Here is an 18379-nt window from a genome sequence, read left to right as displayed (position 1 = left end):
TATGAAAAAAATTGCCTTACTTATTTTACTGGTGAGCTCACAAATAATGCTTGCTCAAACTAAAATTTATTCGGAGAAAGAAGTTGATAATCAGCCCTATTTTTCTGGCGGATGGAACGAATGGATTGGTTTTGTTGAAAAAAACATGAAATGGATACCTGAAAAAAAGGGAGCACAAAATATCCAAATAGAATTTACTGTACAGGCAAATGGTGCAATTACTGATATTAAAGTAATTAATCCTAAACCAAATATAAATGAAAAAGAAGCATTGCGTGTTATGGCATTGAGCCCAAAATGGATTCCAGCAACCTTAGCAGGAAAAAAAGTACCCTGCCGTCTAAAATATGGTATGTTCAATCCTTGGGCTGATACTGAACCCGCTTTAACTGTAGCCCCTATACACCACACTTCAAATCGCATTACACCTGTAATAAATGACGATGATAATTTAATTTACAGTGCTGCAGGTATAGAAGTAAAACCCAATTTTCCTGAAGGATTCGAAAAATTCTACCAATTTTTCAACAACAACTTCCAAACACCTGATGAAGAAGGCTTAAAAGGAAAGGTTTATGCAACCTTCATTGTAGAGAAAGATGGTAGCTTATCGGATATAAAAATTCTTCGTGACATTGGCTATGGAACGGGTAAAGAAACAATTCGAGTATTAAATCTTTCACCTAAATGGAATCCCGGAATACAAAATGGAAAACCAGTACGAGTAATGTACTCAATGCCTTTTACAATTGGAGGAATTAAAACCTTGCCAGAAACAAAATAATTATGTTGAGAAAAGACCTCCGACATATTCAACTCAATCCTCAGCCATCCGAAGCTAATGCTAGTTTCGAATTTTCTTTTGCCAAAGAAAAAGAAAATGCAGCTGCTGAAAACTTTCTAACAGCTGAAGGAATCGAACTAAAACAAAGCTATTCGGAGCAGGATATTGAGGATTTAGAGCATTTGGATTTTGGAGCAGGTTTCCCCCCTTATTTACGCGGTCCACATACAACTATGCACGTTCAAAAACCCTGGACGATTCGTCAATATTCGGGTTTTTCAACTGCCGAGGAAAGCAATGCATTTTATAGAAAAAATATCAACGCAGGTCAGGAAGGACTTTCCATTGCTTTTGATTTGGCAACGCATCGCGGCTATGATTCCGACCATGAACGCGTAGTGGGCGATGTTGGAAAAGCAGGCGTAGCAATTGATACTGTTGAAGATTTCAAAATATTATTTGACCAAATTCCATTGGATAAGATGTCGGTTTCGATGACCATGAACGGAGCTGTTTTACCCATTATGGCATTTTATATCGTAGCCGCAGAAGAACAAGGTGTTCAGCCAGACCAACTTTCGGGAACCATACAAAATGACATCTTAAAAGAGTTCATGGTACGCAATACCTATATTTATCCACCGGAAGCTTCGATGAAAATAACTGCTGCTATTTTTGAATACGTCAGCAAAAAAATGCCCAAATTCCATTCGATATCCATATCAGGTTATCACATGCAGGAAGCTGGAGCCACCGCCGATATTGAATTAGCTTACACCCTTGCCGATGGATTAGAATATATCAGAACCGGACTTTCAACGGGAATGAAAATTGATGAATTTGCTCCTCGATTATCATTTTTCTGGGGAATTGGCATGAATCATTTTATGGAAATTGCCAAAATGAGAGCGGCAAGAATGATTTGGACCAAACTAATCAAAAGCTTTAATCCAAAAAATCCTAAATCACTAACCTTGCGCACCCATTGTCAAACCAGCGGTTGGAGTTTAACAGCTCAGGATCCGTTTAACAATGTAGCCCGTACCTGTATTGAAGCCAGTGCCGCAATATTTGGCGGAACACAATCGCTTCACACCAATTCCTTAGATGAAGCTATGGCCTTGCCAAGTGATTTTTCAGCTAGAATTGCGCGAAATACTCAATTATTTTTATTAGAAGAAACTAAAATAACAAAAACAGTCGATCCTTGGGCCGGCAGTTATTATGTTGAAAGTTTGACCAATGAAATTGTAGAAAAAGCATGGAAACTAATTGAAGAAATAGAAGCCCTTGGCGGAATGACCAAAGCATTGGCTACTGGAATTCCAAAATTACGAATTGAAGAAGCCGCAGCAAGAAAGCAGGCACGTATTGACAGCAAACAGGATATAATTGTAGGCGTTAATAAATTCAAATTAAAGAAAGAAGCGCCTTTAAATATTTTAGACATTGATATTGAAAAAGTTCGAACACAACAACTCGAACGTCTCCATCAGGTAAAAACAAGCCGAAATGCTTTAAAAGTAAAAGAGGCTTTAGAAAAAGTCACCCTTTGTGCTCAAACCGGAGCAGGAAATTTACTGGAATTAGCCATCGATGCTGCCAGAGAAAGAGCAACATTAGGCGAAATTAGTCAGGCGTTAGAAACAGTATTCGGAAGACATAAGGCTCAAATTAAATCTTTTAGCGGTGTGTATAGTAAAGAAATAAAAGAAGACGAAAGCTTTGAAAAAGCAAAACAACTGGCAGATGCTTTTGCCAAACAAGAAGGTCGGCGCCCTAGAATTATGATTGCAAAAATGGGACAAGACGGGCACGATAGAGGTGCAAAAGTAGTTGCTACTGCATTTGCCGATATGGGTTTTGACGTTGACATTGGTCCGCTTTTTCAAACTCCGGCTGAAACTGCTAAACAGGCTATGGAAAATGACGTTCATATACTGGGTGTTTCTTCCCTTGCCGCTGGTCATAAAACACTGGTTCCACAAGTAATCGAGGAACTAAAAAAACTGGGACGTGAAGATATTATGGTTATTATAGGCGGGGTTATTCCTCCACAGGATTACCAATTCCTGTTTGATGCCGGTGCTGCAGCGGTTTTTGGACCGGGCACTAATAGCAGTAAAATAGCAGTTACAATTCTAAGTCTCTTTGTAAAAGACGAACAAAATTGATAAAAAATTAGAAGATGAGCATTAAAAAAACGGGCACAAATTACACAAATAAACGCAAATCAAATCCCGCTTTAATTACATGAATCTACCGAAGCCGGATAGAAATTTATGTCATCCAATTTTAATTTGATTGGAATTAGTTACGATTAGTATAATATTTTTTTTAAAGTACACAAGCCAAAAAAGCCCATTTGCATCAAAACAAACGGGCTTCTCTATTTATGCTGAATAAATAATTAAAGTGTAACTACTGCATTAACATTAGGCACAATAAATGAAGTGTCATAACCTCCAAAGGCTTTCAAATAACTTCTTATAGAAGTACCGTAGGCATCTCTAATGTACCTTTTGCCATTGCTTCTAAAGTATTTTTTTACTGAACCTGCCCCACCCAAATGAGCGGCTGCTAAAATACCTGATTCAGTTACCAAAATACCGTTTACGACCTTTCCGTCGTATTTAGCAATAACATCCTTTAAAATTGATTTGTTTTTAGATAATAAAGCAACAAATGCTTTTTCTTGTAGTTTAGGACTCTTTAGGAATTTATCTGTATCGTGAATTCCAATAGACCTTAAAGTTTCATTTCCGAATTGGTATTTTCCTAAATACCCTAATGAATTGACTTTTTTGTACTTGTTTTGGGATTCTTTAAACCCAATTGCTTCTTTGAAGCCGATGAAGAAATTCCCTGTAAAAGGAATATTCGAATTAGTATATTCTTGCTTTTCTAATGATGGTAATGAATATGAAACTCCATCATTATTCTTTGTAAAAAACCACTCATTTGTATCCAATTTGTGTGGTTTAAAACTGTAACTTAAAAAGACCACAATTACAGTCAGACTAGTGTAAAAATACCATTTTTTTATCATAAATTATATTTCTTCTAAACCTGTCACTTTTAGAAATTACTGCATGCAAATATACAACTTTTTAACAGAAAGCTGTAAATCAACATATTAAAGTTTTCTAAAAATACAAAAGATGAGCTCTAACCCCCTCGTTAGCCGAGTATTCGATAGTGGGTGCCGGAATTTTCAAAACTGAAAAAACAGAAAAAAATGTCTTTAAAAAATGGGATTTAGTCTCAATTTTTGTCAAATCGAGGTCTAAACTAAGATAAAATTGTCGTGATTTAGGCTGATTTAGGTCTGAAATAATTACGGAATTTTCGTCTTTTCCGGTCAGCATTCCATCGGCTCCATAGCCTATGGCAATATTCAAAATTTTTGGAATTTTTGCCTCTTTAAAAAAGGACTTCAAATTGGCCGATAACCAATAGGTTTGACCATTGTAATCTTTTAAAATTTGTTCGCTAAAATTACTGCCTAAAACTTCAGGTCGGTATTGTGCAAACCGGGTGGTATGAAAAGAAAATTTGGGTGTAATACGCTGTTCTTTCCAAAGCAATTCCTGAGAAACATACAAAGCCGTTCCGCTAGCATTAGCAATCACATCCCCTGTTGAAGCTCCCCATTCAGAAGAAAAACCGTCCAGGACTTCCACAGCGGTTAAAAATGCAAATCCTAATCCTGCCCCATAAATTAATTGCTGTTTAGTACCTGAACCGCTCCATTGCAACATTTCGCTACCCAAACGACCAATATGATAAGCCGAAAAAACATGTCCAGCCTTATCCATTTGCAACCACTCCTGATTGTCATTGATAAAATGAAAGTTGGATCTTGGATAATCGGCGTACCATAACTGGTTCAAACCGACTAAACTTATAGCAGAAAAAGCTGCTTCCGAAACGAAAACAGCTTTTTGTCTTTTAATATTTAAAGTATCCGAAGGTTTAAAAAAAGATTGTAATCCACTTTGAGCCACACAATTTGAAATTGCAAGCAACAAACTCAAGAAAAAAAAGCTTTTAAACTTCAAAACTATCTTTTAATTCCCTGAGCATTCACCCAATCAGAATATTTTTTAGCATTAATATTGTGCTCTGCCAAAGTAGCCGCAAATTCATGATATCCAAAACGATCCACACTTGCACAGAAATAAATAAAATCATTTTTCTCGGGATTTAAAACTGCTTCTAAAGCCGTAATATCAGGCATAGCAATAGGTCCGGGAGGAAGACCAACCACTTTATAAGTGTTGTATGGTGAACTCAAAAACAAATCGTTATAGAAAACTCGTTTGATAACCTGATTAAAATCGTTATCCTTTTTCTTTTTAGCAAAAATAACCGTCGGATCAGCCTGAAGTGGCATTCCAGCGCGTAATCTGTTTAAATAAACACCTGCAATTCTGGGTCTTTCGTCTTTTTTAACCGATTCTTTATGTACAATAGAAGCCAATGTTGTTACTTCTATAGGTGTTAATCCTTGTTTTTCAGCTTTGGCAACACGCTCTTTATCCCAAAAATTACGGTATTCCTTAATCATTTTATCTCTAAACTTCTCTGCCGAAGTATTCCAATATACCTCATAAGTATTAGGAATAAACATGGATAAAACGTTCTCTTCGGTAAAACCATTTTCTTTTAAAAATATAGAATCTTTAAAAGAATTCAACAAAGACAAACTATCAGCTTCAATTTGAGAACCTACACGACCTGCTAAATTCTCGATTCGTTCCTGATTGTTAAAAGCTAATTTTACAGCTACATTGTTTCGCATTGCTTTAACCAATTCGTAACTATTCATTCCCTTGGTCAACAGGAAACGCCCTGATTTTACATTTTCAGGATAACTCATTTTATTAGCGACCATTTCAAAACGATCTAAATTAGTTACATAAAGAGTCAACGAATCCAAGGCTTGTTGGTATGTTGCATCGGTTGGAATATGAACATAAACTTCGTTCTCTGCAAATTTAGTATTATCTGAAAATATTTGGCTAATTAAAACAAAGCCATAAATAATCAATGCCGAAATAATCGTAATAAAAGCGATTGAAATAATTTTTTTTGGGGTCAAAGCTAAAAATTTAAAATTGTTGATTAATTAATTGATAGATGGCTTCGTCTTGATACACTCCGTTGATAAGATTCCAATCCTTTTTAACACCTATACATTGAAAGCCAAATTTAGTAAAAAGTGCTTTACTTGCTTCATTTCCCATAGCAATATTTGCATACAACTGATGTAAATTAAGATGATGGAATGAATAGCGAATCAATAATTCTAATGCTTCAGAACCAATTTTCAGATTTCTATTCGCATCATTTAAAATCATAATCCCTACTCCTGCCCTATTATTTTTAGGATCAAAATCAAACAAATCAATTAAGCCCAAGGCCGGAAAATCCTGATCCTGACAAATGGCTAATCGCAATTGCTTGGCTTCATAAATATCCTGATGCGCATTTTCAAGATATTGACGAATTAAAAATCGGCTATAAGGAGTTTGAGTATTACTCACTTCCCAAATACTTTGATCGTTCTCTACGGCATAAATAAATTCCAAATCATTGGGTTCTAATGCCCGAATATAGATATTATCTCCTTTTAAAGTAATCATTTTGAATAATTATGGATTGATTTCTGAGTAAACATAAATACCAAAATAGAAGAAAACAAGAATCGTTATCAGTCCGACAATAAACGAATTAGTAAAATCATTAATACAATCTTTTAAAGATGTTTTAAAACCTCTAACAGCCCATATCACAATTCCACCAATCAATCTCACATTATAAGTTCCCATTTATCTCGCTTAAAGATTATTTAAATGCTGTTTTCTAAACCTCGATAATACCTTCAAAAACAAATTTTGCAGGACCGTTCAAGAATACATTAACATATTTATTGCCTTCTTTTTCGAAAGAAACAGATAATTTCCCTCCTTCTACATTCATATTAATGGCAGTCAAATCAGTTTGTCCGGTAGCGTTCATTGCAATAGCTGCTGCAGTTGCCCCGGTTCCACAAGCTAAGGTTTCGTCTTCTACTCCACGTTCATAGGTACGAAGTGCAAAAGTGGAATTATCTATTTTTTTTACAAAATTGATATTACTTCCTACTTTGCCATACAATTCTCCGTAACGAATGGCAGCACCGTTTTCTTTTACATTATAATGTTCTAAATCATCCACTAATTGTACATGATGCGGCGAACCTGTATTTAAAAAACTATAATCCGGGTTAATTTTTATACTATCAACATCAATCATTTGCAAAGAAACAATTCCGTCTTTATCGACTGAAGCATGATGCAATCCATCTACAGCATTAAATGAAGTACTATCACCAATTACATTTAATTGTTTCGCAAAAGCGACCAGACATCTTCCACCATTTCCACACATAGTACTTTGATTCCCATCTGAATTGTAATACACCATTTTAAAATCGGTTTCTGGATCATTTTCAAGCAACATCAATCCGTCCGCTCCTATTCCAAATCGTCTGTCACAAAGACGTTCAATTAGTTTCGTATCTTCTTTCGGAAAAAAATTGGTACGATTATCGATGATTACAAAATCGTTTCCGGTACCTTGGTATTTATAAAATTGTATTAACATTATTTCTAAATTTGTTTTACAAAAGTACAAACTATTAATGAAATGTTAATCATTGTTAAACAGCGTTAAAGTGTTTTTTAACATTCGATTTTCATTATAAATTTACTTTACAAATAACAAAAACTGTTAGCTATTATGAAACAATTCTCAAATCTATTTTTAGTCTCACTTTTAAGTGGAGCCACTACTTTAGGGGCTTATAAATTATTATTTGACAATGACGGTTATTTTTCGAATGACAAAAAAACCTTAACAACACTAGCTTCTGACGCTTACGCAAAAAGAGTTGGCTTATCTTCAGACGTATTAGATTTTACGGAAGCAGCAGATAAAACTATCCATACAGTTGTTCACGTAAAAAACGTTTCGTATCAAAAAGTAAGCGACCCTATTCTTGAATTTTTCTACGGCTACAGAGGTGGAGGACAATCTCAGGAACAGGTAGGTACGGGTTCAGGGGTTATCATTTCGGAAGACGGCTATATTGTAACCAATAATCACGTAGTAAAAGATGCTTCAGAAATTGAAATTACCTTAAACAACAAAAAATCATATAAAGCAAAATTGATTGGCACCGATTCTAAAATGGACATTGCGCTACTAAAAATTGATGCCGATGAAAAATTACCTTATAGCACTTTTGGAAATTCCGACGATGTAAAAGTGGGCGAATGGGTACTTGCAGTAGGAAATCCGTATAATCTGACCTCTACAGTAACTGCGGGAATTGTATCGGCAAAAGCCAGAAATCTTGGTACTGATGGCATTCAGTCTTTTATCCAGACAGATGCTGCAGTAAACCCCGGAAACAGTGGTGGCGCATTAGTAAACACCCGTGGTGATTTAATTGGAATCAACACCATGATTACTTCTATGACAGGTTCCTACGTAGGTTATTCTTTTGCAGTTCCGTCCAATATTACCCGAAAAATAATCGAAGATATTATGGAATTTGGTAATGTACAACGCGGAATTTTAGGAGTTGAAGGTGGTGAGCTGAATGCAAAAGCATCCAAAGAATTAGGTATCAAACAAACGGAAGGTTTCTATATTAATAATGTTCGAAAAAATACCGGAGCCGATAAATCAGGTTTGAAAAAAGGTGATATTATCATAAAAATTGACAACCAAAATATTGCGACTTTTGCTGATTTATCCGGATATATTAACACCAAGCGACCAAATGACAAAGTAGCGGTAACCATTATCAGAGAAGGCAACAGCCAAACTATTCCTGTTACATTGAGCAAAAATGAATTTTTTAATACCGAGTTCAAAGGAATCGAATTAGAGAATATTTCGGCCGCTGATAAAAAGAAATTCCGTGTTGATTATGGTGTAAAAATCAAATCAATTAACAACGAAAACTTAAGCCAATACGCCGAAGAATTAAAAGGTAATATCATTATAAGTATAGACAATGTCAAAATCAAAGACATTGAAACGGCTTCAAAACTTTTGAACAACAAAGACGAACGTCAAAGCGTTCGAATTGAAATGATTAATAAAAACGGAGAAATTATTCGAATTATTATTTAATTTTTGAACAACTCACTATCTCAAAAGCCGGTAATTTTACTGGCTTTTGTTTTTTCTAAAAAAAGAAATACTTTTAACTTCTACCCATAAAACTAAAAACTTGAAAAAACCATTCCTACTATTACTCGCTTTAATTAGTTTTCACATTACTTATTCTCAAAACAGCTATGTCTTTTTTGGTTCTTATACCCCTGATAAAAGCGCAGAAGGAATCTATATTTACCAATTAGATACCATTAAAGGTAAATTATCTAAAATAACCAGTATCAGTAACATTTCAAATCCTTCTTATTTGAGTATATCAAATGAAGGTCAATTTATATATGCCTGTACCGAAAGCAAAACCCCAAACGCAGGCAGTGTTAGCAGTTTTAAATTTGACCCTCAAAACAAAAGTCTGACATTTTTAAACAGTCAAAAAACAAATGGAGAAAACCCTGTCTATCTTTCATTAGATCACACCGGAAAATGGCTTGTCGACGCGAATTATACAGGAAGCAGCATCTCAATATTTCCTATTGCAGAAGATGGAAAAATAAATCCAATTGTACAACACATCCCTTTTACTGAAGGAAGCATCAATCCTGAAAGACAAAAAAGTTCTCACGTACATTCGGTGTTTTTTTCTCCAGACAACAACTATATTATTTCTCCTGATCTGGGTACTGATAAAATTAGAATCTTTCCTTTTGACAACAACAAAAAAGAACCTTTAGATATCAGCAACAGTAATTTTGTAAAAAGTACTCCGGGAAGTGGCCCTAGACATTTTGCGTTTCATCCCAATAAAAAATGGGGGTATTCTATTGAAGAAATTGCCGGAGCCATTAGCTCATACACCTTTGAAAAAGGGCAGCTAAACCTTATTGAGAGAATTAAAATTCAATCTAAAAAAGAGTCAAAAGATTTTGGCAGTGCTGAAATTCTCATTAGCTCAGATGGAAAATTTTTATATGTTTCGAATAGAGGAATTGAAAATAGTATCTCTATTTACGGTATCCAAAAAAACGGCACACTAAAAAGTGTTGCTACCCAATCCAGTTTAGGAAATCACCCTCGTAATTTTGCTATTAGCCCTTCCGGAAAGTTTTTGATTGTTGCCAATATGAATAGTGAAAACGTAATTGTTTTTAAAAGAAATCCAAAAACAGGTTTATTAAAAAAAGTAAGCGAATTGAAACTTAAAAACATCTCCTGTGTTAAAATAAAAAACATTTAAGTTTTTAAAACAAAAAAAGTGCTATAGCAGCACTTTTTTTGTTTATAATTTCAATTCAAATTCTATAAAACCCGATTGATTTGAGTTACTCTCGTACTATAATATTTTTCTTTTATTGACGAAATAATAACACCTCCGCCAACAGAAGCGTGAATAAATTTAATATCTCCATCAGTAACTTCAACAACCATTCCTACATGATTAATTTGACTTCTTCCATTAGTCTTGAAAAATATTAAATCTCCTTTTTGAGCATTTTCAGCATCAATTTTCACTCCGTAATGTGACTGCTCAAAAGACGACCTTGGCAACTGAATATCAAATGCTCCAAAAGTAGAACACATCAAACCCGAACAATCAAAACCTTCCTTAGTAGTACCTCCAGCTCTGTAACGTACACCAATATTTTCGGAAGCTCTGGAAATCAATTGGTCTATAAAATCAGGTCCATAAATAGATTTTACATCATTACCAACCATATCAGTTGTAAAAGAATCATCACTAAAATCAAATTTTACTGCTGGTTTAGCATTTAATTTAGATGTACGAATTGTTAATTTTTCACCTACTAAAAGCTTATTTACAATCTTAGGATTCTGATTTTCTAACTCTTTTACCGTAAGTCCGTATTGTTTTGCAATTCCGTATTTCGTTTCTTTAGCTAAAACTTCATGACTCAACTCTACCTGAATATCATCTGTAACCTTAACTTCTTCACTTACTACAATTGTAGCCGACTCCTTTTTAGATTCAACCTTTACTTCCTCTTTATTAACAGCAACACCGCTATTTTCTTCAAACAATCGCTTATTGGTAGTTGGAATTACAATTTTCTGACCGATTCTTAGTGCTTGTTTTTCTAATATTGGATTGGCTTTTTCAATATCAGCTACTGAAACACCATATTCTTTAGCAATACCATAAAGTGTTTCTTTTGCTAATACTTCTTTTAAAATATTCCCTTTAAAATCATTAACAACAACCGCCAAAGTATCTTCCTTTACAGGAATTGGCTGAGAAATAAGTTCTTTTTTAACCTCTTTAATTTCTGCTTTTGAAACTTCCTTTTGAGGAATAGTATTCTCTGCTATTAAATCCTTCGATTCAACAACCGGTACATTAACAGTATTCCCAACTTGCAAACCTCTTTTCTCTAACAGAGGATTCAAAGCATATAAATCAGCAACTTTAACTCCGTATTGTTTAGCTATCCCATACAAAGTTTCTTTAGCCAAAACTATATGTTCTTTTTGAGCAACATTTGATTTAGAAACTTCAACCAACGGTTTTTTGACAGTGGATATAGCAACCGGTACCAACAAAATTTCTTTGAATTTTATTCCTTTCTTAGCATCGGGATTAATTTCATAAATAGCTGCTGGTTTTATATTATACTGTTCTGCGATTTTAGATATTGTTTCTCCTTTAGCTACTGTGTGCTTCATGTATTTTTCCTGAGAAAAACCATTAAACTTACAAAACAGAACCAAGAAAACAATCCAAAATTTAGACCTCATAAAACTTTTTTAAATTAATAATACAGCTTACTCATTTACAACACATTAGAAAACAAAGGATTTTCTAACAACAAAAAATTGATAAAAGCGAATTTAACATTTTAATACCAATAAACCCAATCTTACCAGTACTTTAAGTTATTTTTTAGCATATATTTAAAAAAAATGCGTCCTGATTAAACAGAACGCATTATATCGCAATAAAAAATAAATTATACTTGAGCTGCAATCAAATTCAATGCTGAACCGGCAACAAACCATGCTATTTGACTTTCATTGTAAGTATGATTAGCCACAACCTTATCTTTAGAACCATCAGCATGAACAAACTCAAGGGTTAAGGGTTTTCCCGGAGCAAAATCGACTAAATCAACAAAATTGATCGTGTCATCTTCCTGAATTTTATCATAATCTGTTTCATTAGCAAAAGTCAATGCCAACATCCCTTGTTTTTTCAAATTCGTTTCATGGATACGGGCAAATGATTTCACCAATACTGCTTTTACCCCCAAGAAACGAGGTTCCATAGCAGCATGCTCGCGAGAAGAACCCTCGCCATAATTATGATCCCCCACAACAATTGAAGGAATCCCAGCAGCTTTATAAGCTCGCGCTACAGCAGGAACAGCATCATACACTCCCGTAAGTTGATTTTTAACAGAATTCGTATTCTGATTGTAGGCATTAACCGCTCCAATCAACATATTGTTCGAGATATTATCTAAATGCCCACGGTAGCGCAACCAAGGTCCTGCCATAGAAATATGATCAGTTGTACATTTCCCATAAGCTTTAATCAACAATTTAGCATCCACAATATTTTTACCATCCCAAGCTTCGAAAGGTGCTAAAAGCTGCAATCTGTCCGATGTAGGAGAAACCACTACCTCTACTCCTGTACCGTCTTCTGCCGGAGGCTGAAAACCTGCATCTTCCACATCAAATCCTCTTGATGGTAATTCATCTCCATAAGGAGTACTTAACCTTACTTCCTCCCCTTTATCATTAATTAAAGTATCAGTCAAAGGATTAAAATCCAATCTTCCTGAAATTGCCAAAGCAGCAACCATCTCCGGTGAAGTCACAAAAGCATGAGTATTGGGATTTCCATCCGCACGTTTTGAAAAATTACGATTAAAAGAATGTACGATAGTATTTTTTTCGCCCTTATCAGCTCCTGCTCTATCCCATTGTCCTATACATGGCCCACAAGCATTGGTAAACACTTTAGTACCCATTTTTTCGAAAGTAGCAATTATACCATCCCTCTCGATAGTATAACGAATTTGCTCAGATCCCGGATTAATACCAAACTCCGCTTTGGGAGTTATCCCTAATTCAACCGCCTGATTTACTATAGAAGCCGCACGAGCCATATCTTCATAAGAAGAATTAGTACAAGAACCAATTAATCCCCACTCTACTTTTAACGGCCATCCATTAGCCTCGGCCTCTGCTTTCATTTTTGAAACCGGAGTTCCTCTGTCTGGAGTAAATGGACCATTAATATGAGGTTCTAATTCTGATAAATTAATTTCGATTAACTGGTCAAAATATTGCTCCGGATTAGCATAAACTTCAGCATCAGCCGTTAAATAAGAAGCTACTTTATCCGCTGTATCCACAACATCCTGACGTCCTGTTGCTGCTAAATACCTTCTCATAGAATCATCATATCCAAAAGTAGAAGTTGTAGCACCAATTTCTGCTCCCATGTTACAAATAGTCCCTTTACCGGTACAAGACATATTGGTTGCGCCTTCACCAAAATACTCAACAACAGCTCCTGTTCCTCCTTTTACAGTCAGAATATCAGCCACTTTTAATATCACGTCTTTAGGAGCTGTCCAACCCGATAATTTTCCGGTTAATTTTACACCAATTAATTTAGGAAATTTCAACTCCCACGACATCCCCGACATTACATCGACAGCATCAGCTCCACCAACTCCAATTGCCAGCATGCCTAATCCTCCTGCGTTTACAGTATGTGAATCGGTACCAATCATCATTCCGCCTGGGAACGCGTAATTTTCCAACACAATTTGGTGAATAATTCCTGATCCCGGTTTCCAAAAACCAATACCATATTTATTCGAAACTGATGACAAAAAATCAAACACCTCTTTAGATTGAGTGTTTGCTACAGCTAAATCCGTAGAAGCTCCAACTTTAGCCTGAATCAGGTGATCACAATGTACTGTTGTTGGAACAGCAACTGTTTTCTTTCCTGCGTGCATAAATTGCAACAAAGCCATTTGTGCAGTCGCATCCTGACAAGCCACTCTATCAGGAGCAAAATCAACATAATCAACCCCTCTTCCGTAGGCTTGCTTCGCAATACCATCCCAAAGATGACTGTATAAAATTTTCTCTGTTAAAGTAAGCGGACGACCAACAATTTTACGTGCTGCATCAACACGACTCGCCATGTTAGCATACACTTTTTGAATCATTTCAATATCAAAAGCCATAAGTTCTATATATTTTATGTTATTCTATTTTAAACCATACAATATACAAAAAATAAAAGAGCCCATAAAGAAAAAGCCCGAGTTTTACAACTCGGGCTTTAGATATGATTGTCTAATCAATTGATTATTTAACTAATTGTTTATGAGAAGGTGCAAACTTAGTCAAGTTAATACCATCTACTGCAGCTGTATATTCGTCTATAGTAGGAGTTCTACCAAGAATTGTAGAAAGAACTACAACCGGCGTAGAAGAAAGTAATGATTCTCCTTTTTTAGTATCAGTATCTTCTACAACTCTTCCTTGGAAAAGACGAGTAGATGTTGCCATTACTGTATCACCTTTAGCCGCTTTTTCCTGGTTACCCATACAAAGGTTACAACCTGGACGCTCTAAATACAACATGTTTTCATATTCTGTACGTGCTGCCGCTTTAGGAGCATTATCGTCAAATTCAAAACCTGAATATTTTTGTAAAACTTCCCAGTCACCTTCTGCTTTCAATTCATCAACAATATTGTAAGTTGGAGGTGCCACTACAAGTGGTGCCTGAAATTCCACTTTACCTTGTTGCGCTTCGATGTTTTTAAGCATTTGAGCAAGGATTTTCATATCTCCTTTATGAACCATACAAGAACCAATAAATCCAAGATCTACTTTTTTCTCTCCACCATAGAAAGAAAGTGGTCTGATAGTATCGTGCGTATAACGTTTAGAAACATCAGCGTTATTTACATCCGGGTCAGCAATCATTGGCTCAGCAATCACATCAAGATCAACCACTACTTCAGCATAATATTTAGCATTCGCATCCGGAGTTAAAGCTGGTTTTTCACCAGATCTAATCTCAGCAATTCTCTTATCTGCTTTAGCAATTAATCCTTTCAATACTTGCTTAGCATTATCCATACCTTTATCAATCATGATTTGGATTCTACCTTTAGCAATCTCTAATGATTCAATCAAAGTTTCATCTTCAGAAATACAGATAGACGCTTTAGCTTTCATTTCAGCAGTCCAATCCGTAAATGTAAAGGCCTGGTCAGCAGTAAGTGTTCCAATGTGAACCTCGATAATTCTACCTTGGAATACATTTTCACCACCAAATTGCTTCAACATTTGCGCTTGTGTAGCATGAACAACATCACGGAAATCCATGTACGATTTCATCTCCCCTTTGAAAGTTACTTTTACAGACTCTGGGATTGGCATAGAAGCCTCACCAGTAGCTAATGCAAGAGCAACAGTTCCTGAGTCAGCACCAAAAGCAACACCTTTTGACATTCTTGTATGAGAGTCACCACCAATAATGATAGCCCATTCATCAATAGTAATATCGTTAAGCACTTTGTGGATTACGTCAGTCATTGAATGATATACCCCTTTAGGGTCACGAGCAGTAATCAAACCGAAATCATTCATAAATTTCATTAATTTAGGAATGTTAGCCTGCGCTTTTTTATCCCAAACTGAAGCAGTATGACAACCTGATTGATAAGCACCATCAACGATTGGTGAAATTACTGTAGCTGCCATAGATTCTAATTCCTGAGCAGTCATCAAACCGGTTGTATCTTGAGATCCAACAATGTTTACTTCTACACGAACGTCTGAACCAGCGTGCAATACTTTCCCCGGAGTTGTTCCTACAGCATTTCTGTTAAAGATTTTCTCAACAGCTGTAAGACCTTGTCCTTCATGAGAAATTTCTTTTGATGGAGCAAATACAGCAGGAGCTTCAATTCCTAAAGTTTTAGCAGCGAATGTTTGTAATTTTTTACCAAATACAATCGCGTATGATCCACCAGCTTTAATGAATTCCATTTTTTGAGGAGTGAATGATCTTGAAATATCAATCAACTCTTGGTCTCCATTATATAATTTTTTTGTTTTAGTATTGATTGTTAAAACAGTACCTGTAGCAACAGAATATGCTTGCTCTAAAATCGGCTCACCGCTTTCGTTACGAACAACATTTCCTTCTGCATCAACTTTCTTTACCCAGTTTTTAAGATCTAAACCAATACCTCCGGTTACATCAACAGTAGTTAAGAAAATTGGAGAAATACCATTTGTTCCACCTACAATAGGAGCAAAATTCACAAATGGAATGTATGGACTTGCTTGCTTTCCTGTCCAAAGTGCTACGTTATTTACACCTGACATACGAGAAGAACCAACTCCCATTGTTCCTTTCTCTGCAATCAACATTACTGATTTATCCGGATGTTGTGCCTGCAAAGCTTTGATTTCCTCTTGTGCCTGAGGAGTAATCATACATTTTCCGTGTAATTCACGGTCAGAACGAGAGTGAGCTTGATTTCCTGGAGAAAGTAAATCCGTAGAAATATCTCCTTCACCAGCAATAAAAGTTACCACTTTGATTTCTTCGGCAACTTCAGGAAGTTTAGTAAAGAACTCTGCTTTAGCATAACTTTCGATAATCTCTTTAGCGATAGCATTACCATTTTGGAAAGCTTCTTTCAAACGGCTGGTATCTGCATCATAAAGATACACTTGAGTCTTAAGAACGCTTGCAGCTTCTTTAGCAATTGCAGCATCATTACCCAAGGCTAAATCCAGTAAAACTTTAATAGAAGCTCCACCTTTCATGTGTGATAACAACTCAAAAGCAAAAGCCGGAGTGATTTCTTTCACTACAGATTCGCCCAAAATAATCTCTTTTAAAAACTTAGCCTTCTCTCCAGCAGCACTGGTAGTTCCCGGCAAAGTGTTGTAAATAAAAAATTGAAGAGAATCTTCTCTGTTGGCGTTATCTAAATCTTTAATTTGTGCAATGATTTCGCTTAACAATTGAGCATCATCAATTGGCTTTGGGTGAAGTCCCTGAATTTTTCTTTCTTCGATCTCCTTGATGTAATCGCTATAAATGTTCATAATTGAATTCTTTGTTAATGGCAAATTCCTTGATTACTCAATTCCAAAAGCCACAATATTTAGGTGATTTTTATTTATTTGTGATGCAAATTTAGGTATTTAAGCCGAGAATTAAAAACAATTTAATTCCTCCAGACTACCAAAACATTTATTATTGAAAAATACGCACTCAGAAAGCATTAAACTAAGAAAAAAACAAATTTTAACTTAATTTATAAACAATCAATAATGCGAAAACTATTTTCTAACAAACTTAAAACAACTTGTTATAGCGAAAAGTATGTTTTTCAGCATAAACAGTCTATTTCAAAAGAAATTAAACAAGCTTAGCTATTATCATTTCTTCAGTAATTCCCTCGGCATCAGCTTTGTAGTTTTTAATTATTCGATGCCTTAAAATCGAAGTCGCAACAGCAATTACATCTTCAATATCCGGAGAGAATTTTCCGTTGAAAGCAGCATGAGCTTTAGCTGCCAAAATTAAATTCTGAGAAGCTCTGGGGCCTGCTCCCCAATCCAAATAATTCTTAACAAAATCCGTAGCCAAATTGCTGTCGGGACGCGTTTTACTAACCAAAGTCACAGCGTATTCTACCACATTATCAGCAACCGGAATCCTGCGAATTAAATGCTGAAAATCTATAATTTCCTGCGCTGTGAATAATGGATTTATTTTATGAACCAAATCAGAAGTGGTTCTTTTTACCACCTGAACTTCCTCTTCAAAAGAAGGATATTCTAATTTCACAGCAAACATAAAACGATCCAACTGTGCTTCCGGCAAAGGGTAAGTCCCTTCCTGCTCAATTGGATTTTGAGTTGCCAAAACAAAATAAGGCAAATCTAATTTATGATTCACCCCGGCAATTGTCACCGAACGTTCCTGCATAGCCTCCAGCAAAGCTGCCTGAGTCTTAGGTGGTGTTCTATTGATTTCATCTGCTAAAATAATATTTGAAAAAACAGGTCCTTTTACAAATTTAAACTGACGATTTTCCTGCCCGACGGCAGGCGCGGCATCCAGAATTTCACTTCCTAAAATATCCGAAGGCATTAAATCCGGCGTAAACTGAATTCTTTTAAAATGAAGTCCTAAAGCCTCCGAAATAGTATTCACCATCAATGTTTTGGCCAAACCAGGAACCCCCACTAAAAGCGCATGTCCTCCTGAGAAAACACATAATAATATTTGATCTATTACTGCTTCCTGACCTACAATAATTTTTGCTATTTCTTTTTTCAACTCAGCTCGTTTCTGAACCAAATTATGTATTGCCGCTACATCAGACATTATAAACT

The 18379-nt window shown here is 35.6% G+C and carries 14 protein-coding genes; 4 read left to right on the top strand and 10 right to left on the bottom strand.

All coding sequences use genetic code 11. From position 1 onward, the window contains the following. Position 1 precedes the first annotated feature (1 nt). On the top strand, positions 2-784 hold the full coding sequence (locus FDM27_RS16135) for an energy transducer TonB (protein ID WP_219846396.1): 783 nt from the start codon (positions 2-4) through the stop codon (positions 782-784). A 2-nt stretch (positions 785-786) separates the two neighbouring features. Then, a complete protein-coding gene (gene scpA / locus FDM27_RS02465) occupies positions 787-2958 on the top strand; it encodes a methylmalonyl-CoA mutase (protein WP_140485042.1) in 2172 nt (723 codons plus the stop codon). A gap of 236 nt (positions 2959-3194) precedes the next feature. On the opposite strand, the gene FDM27_RS02460 is transcribed toward scpA, so the two are convergent. The 6 genes from FDM27_RS02460 to dapF all read right to left on the bottom strand — a co-directional run bounded on the left by FDM27_RS02460 (position 3195) and on the right by dapF (position 7435). Next, on the bottom strand, positions 3195-3833 hold the full coding sequence (locus tag FDM27_RS02460; protein WP_071185164.1) for a peptidoglycan-binding protein LysM: 639 nt from the start codon (positions 3831-3833) through the stop codon (positions 3195-3197). 97 nt (positions 3834-3930) lie between these two features. Beyond that, positions 3931-4821, bottom strand: coding sequence for a DUF2279 domain-containing protein (locus FDM27_RS02455; RefSeq protein ID WP_255510445.1), 891 nt, complete (start codon positions 4819-4821; stop codon positions 3931-3933). A gap of 26 nt (positions 4822-4847) precedes the next feature. Next, on the bottom strand, positions 4848-5888 hold the full coding sequence (gene mltG, locus FDM27_RS02450; RefSeq protein ID WP_071185163.1) for an endolytic transglycosylase MltG: 1041 nt from the start codon (positions 5886-5888) through the stop codon (positions 4848-4850). A 10-nt stretch (positions 5889-5898) separates the two neighbouring features. After that, positions 5899-6432: a GNAT family N-acetyltransferase gene (locus FDM27_RS02445; RefSeq protein WP_071185162.1), complete on the bottom strand. Its 534-nt coding sequence runs from the start codon at positions 6430-6432 to the stop codon at positions 5899-5901. A gap of 9 nt (positions 6433-6441) precedes the next feature. After that, positions 6442-6618: a hypothetical protein gene (locus tag FDM27_RS16000; RefSeq protein WP_181161619.1), complete on the bottom strand. Its 177-nt coding sequence runs from the start codon at positions 6616-6618 to the stop codon at positions 6442-6444. A gap of 34 nt (positions 6619-6652) precedes the next feature. Next, positions 6653-7435 carry a diaminopimelate epimerase gene (gene dapF, locus FDM27_RS02440; RefSeq protein ID WP_140485040.1) on the bottom strand — a complete coding sequence of 261 codons (783 nt, stop codon included), beginning with the start codon at positions 7433-7435 and terminating at the stop codon, positions 6653-6655. A 135-nt stretch (positions 7436-7570) separates the two neighbouring features. Here dapF and FDM27_RS02435 point away from each other — a divergent pair, with 135 nt between their 5' ends. Both FDM27_RS02435 and FDM27_RS02430 read left to right on the top strand, forming a co-directional pair. Then, complete coding sequence (locus tag FDM27_RS02435; protein ID WP_140485039.1) at positions 7571-8974, top strand: Do family serine endopeptidase; 1404 nt, start codon at positions 7571-7573, stop codon at positions 8972-8974. Positions 8975-9074: 100 nt separating this feature from the next. Further along, complete coding sequence (locus FDM27_RS02430; protein ID WP_140485038.1) at positions 9075-10193, top strand: lactonase family protein; 1119 nt, start codon at positions 9075-9077, stop codon at positions 10191-10193. Positions 10194-10255: 62 nt separating this feature from the next. Here FDM27_RS02430 and FDM27_RS02425 read toward each other — a convergent pair whose 3' ends face one another. The 4 genes from FDM27_RS02425 to FDM27_RS02410 form a co-directional block, all read right to left on the bottom strand. Next, on the bottom strand, positions 10256-11710 hold the full coding sequence (locus FDM27_RS02425) for a peptidoglycan endopeptidase (RefSeq protein WP_140485037.1): 1455 nt from the start codon (positions 11708-11710) through the stop codon (positions 10256-10258). Positions 11711-11922: 212 nt separating this feature from the next. Next, positions 11923-14184 (bottom strand): aconitate hydratase, encoded by a 2262-nt coding sequence (locus FDM27_RS02420; protein WP_140485036.1) that lies wholly within the window; start codon positions 14182-14184, stop codon positions 11923-11925. A 124-nt stretch (positions 14185-14308) separates the two neighbouring features. Further along, entirely contained in the window at positions 14309-17080 is a 2772-nt protein-coding gene (locus FDM27_RS02415; protein ID WP_140485035.1) for a bifunctional aconitate hydratase 2/2-methylisocitrate dehydratase, read from the bottom strand. Positions 17081-17396: 316 nt separating this feature from the next. Further along, complete coding sequence (locus FDM27_RS02410) at positions 17397-18371, bottom strand: AAA family ATPase (RefSeq protein WP_140485034.1); 975 nt, start codon at positions 18369-18371, stop codon at positions 17397-17399. Positions 18372-18379: the final 8 nt, after the last annotated feature.

Origin of the sequence: Flavobacterium sp. GSA192, assembly GCF_006386525.1 — a bacterium.
GTDB lineage: Bacteria > Bacteroidota > Bacteroidia > Flavobacteriales > Flavobacteriaceae > Flavobacterium > Flavobacterium commune.
Note: the sequence above shows the minus strand (reverse complement) of the source record. Positions and strands in the feature narration are given on the sequence as shown.